The organism is Rhodovulum sp., assembly GCF_011048875.1.
Taxonomy (GTDB): domain Bacteria; phylum Pseudomonadota; class Alphaproteobacteria; order Rhodobacterales; family Rhodobacteraceae; genus Rhodovulum; species Rhodovulum tesquicola.
In genome coordinates this window covers 1-2,362 of sequence record NZ_DSDD01000168.1, presented here as the reverse complement: position 1 = coordinate 2,362, position 2,362 = coordinate 1, and the positions used below count along the sequence as shown (strand labels likewise).

Annotated in this window: 3 protein-coding genes and 2 pseudogenes; all 5 read right to left on the bottom strand. The window is 67.3% G+C overall.

What is annotated here, in order from left to right; all coding sequences use genetic code 11:
* A partial coding sequence (phnD, locus tag ENN83_RS05855; RefSeq protein WP_287185138.1) for a phosphonate ABC transporter substrate-binding protein occupies positions 1-838 on the bottom strand: 838 nt, incomplete at its 3' end.
* Between the two features lie 52 nt (positions 839-890).
* On the bottom strand, positions 891-1,703 hold the full coding sequence (gene phnC / locus ENN83_RS05850; protein WP_287185135.1) for a phosphonate ABC transporter ATP-binding protein: 813 nt from the start codon (positions 1,701-1,703) through the stop codon (positions 891-893).
* Positions 1,704-1,920: 217 nt separating this feature from the next.
* Positions 1,921-2,061 (bottom strand): hypothetical protein, encoded by a 141-nt coding sequence (locus ENN83_RS05845; RefSeq protein ID WP_287185141.1) that lies wholly within the window; start codon positions 2,059-2,061, stop codon positions 1,921-1,923.
* Positions 2,062-2,079: 18 nt separating this feature from the next.
* Positions 2,080-2,175: pseudogene (locus tag ENN83_RS05840) on the bottom strand (transglutaminase family protein); the annotation flags it as partial.
* Between the two features lie 94 nt (positions 2,176-2,269).
* A pseudogene (locus ENN83_RS05835) lies at positions 2,270-2,344 on the bottom strand (GNAT family N-acetyltransferase); the annotation flags it as partial.
* Positions 2,345-2,362: the final 18 nt, after the last annotated feature.

Below are 2,362 nucleotides of genomic sequence, written 5' to 3'. Positions count from 1 at the left end.
TGAAGCCCGCCGTCTCGCCCGCGGCGACGCCATAGGCGCAGTCCGGGTCGGTCACATGCAGGTTGGCCGTCAGCTCGTAGATCTTGTCCTGCACATCCTGCGGCAGCGCGCTGCGCAGCACGATGGGGCCTTCGGGGATGGGCCTGGAGCGCCAGATTTCCACGATGTCGTTCATGTCGACAAGGCCGGAATCGGCCGCCTTGCGCAGCGCGCCCGAGTTGAAGCCGTCTTCCCACTCGCCTTGGCCGTCGGCCCAGACCACACCGGCGTCGTAATCGCCGTTGACCACCGCGATGATGGTCTGCTCATGCCCGCCGGAAAACCCGACGCGGCTGAAATACTCGCCCTCGGTCATCGGATAGCCCGCCTCGGGAATCTCGATCAGCGGCACGAGGTAGCCCGAGGTCGAGTTCGGGTCGGCAAAGGCAAAGCTCTTGCCCTTCATGTCGTCGAGCGAGGTGATGCCGCTGTCGCTGCGCGCGATCCCGATGGAGTAATACATGTAGCTGCCATCGAGATTGGTCTTGACCAGCACCGGCCGCACCGCCTCGGGATCGTTCAGCCAGACCGCAGCATAGGACGAGGCGCCGAGCCAGGCCATGTCCAGCGATCCGCCAATCAGGCCCTGGATGACGCCGTTGTAGTCGGCGGGCGTGAACAGACGCACCGGCACGCCCAGCGCCTCTTCGGCATAGGCGCGGAAGCATTCGTTCGAGGCAAGGCGGTCCTGGGCGTTCTCGCCGCCCAGAAGGCCGATGTTGAACTGGGTGATGCCCTCGGCCGCGACCGGGGCAGCCAGCGCGGTGGACAGCAGAAGGGTGGCGGCAAGCTTCTTCATTCGCTTTCTCCGTTGCGATGAAAGACCCTGCGGGTGCAGGGCGGTCTGGGGATCATTGGGCGGCCATGCTCGGGACCGGGACGGCCTGGTCGGGCCGGATCGCGGTCGAGGTGGCATGTTCGTTGAAGGTTTCGTCGGCGCCGTAGATGTCGCGCGCGACGCCGGTGGTCAGTTGCTCGGGCGTGCCGTCGAAGACCACGCGCCCGTCGCGCATGCCGATCACCCGGTCGCAATAGCGCCGGGCGGCATCCAGCGTGTGCAGGTTGGCGATGACCATGCGCCCGTCCTCGACATTGATGCGCTTGAGCGTGTCCATCACGATCTGCGCGTTCATCGGGTCGAGGCTGGCGATGGGTTCGTCGGCCAGGATGATCGCCGGGTCCTGCATCAGCGCGCGCGCGATGGCGACGCGCTGCTGCTGGCCGCCCGACAGCGCCTCGGCGCGCTTGGTGGCCTGTTCGGCGATGCCCAGACGGTCCAGGATGTCGATGGCGCGCAGGATGTCGGCGCGCGACCACATGTTGAACATCGTCGAGAGCGTCGATTGCCGGTTGAGCTTGCCGTGCAGCACATTGGCCACGACGTCCAGCCGCGGCACCAGGTTGAACTGCTGGAAGATCATCGCGCAGCGGCTTTGCCAGCTGCGCGCCGCCGCCCCGCGGAGCGGCAGGATGTCCTGCCCCTCGTAGAGGATGCGGTCCTCGGTGGCGTCGGTCAGACGGTTCATCATGCGCAGGAAGGTCGACTTGCCCGCGCCGGAACTGCCGATGATGCCGATGAACCCGGGCTGATGCAGGGTAAAGCTGACACGATCGACCGCGCGCTTGTCGCCGAAGACCCGGGTTACGTTCTGAACGTCGAGCATCTGCCATTCCCAATTCGCAGCGCCCGTTTCACAGCGGTTCGTGACGGTCCGACCAAGCAAATGTGACGCTAATGTGAAATTTCACATGTCGCGCGCCCGGCGCCCGGGTTTGCAGCCCTTGCCGCATTCGGTTGCGCCGGATCGGCGGGCGCCGTGCCCGCACGCATCCGCCCGGAAACCTTGGGCAATGGGCGTCGGTCGGGTCGCGGCGCGGCCCTCAGCCCGGTGGGGCGAGCGTCAGCGCCTCGGCCGCCGGGCGGGTCGCCAGCATGTCGTGCAGGACGGCATCGCCGGGGCCGGAACGGGGCATGTCGATATCGCCCAGATATCCGCTGGCATGGCGGGCGGGAATGTTCATGGCCCGGCAGAACGCGATCGCGAGATGGGCGAAGTCGCGGCAGACGCCGGTCCTTTCGCGCTGCGCGTCTCTGGCGGTCTTGGTGGACCGGCCGAAGCCGTAGCCGAAGGTCAGGTGGGTGTGGACATGGTTGCAGATCGCCTGAACCCGCGCCCATCCCGGCGGGGTCGCCCACCATCGCCGCGCCCCGACTTGTCGCCCGCAGCCTGCAAAGGGCGTGTTCCATCAGGGCCGTGCCGATACCCTGGCCATGGCGCGACGGCAGGACGGCAAGCGGGCCGATCAGGCGCCACCCGTCCCG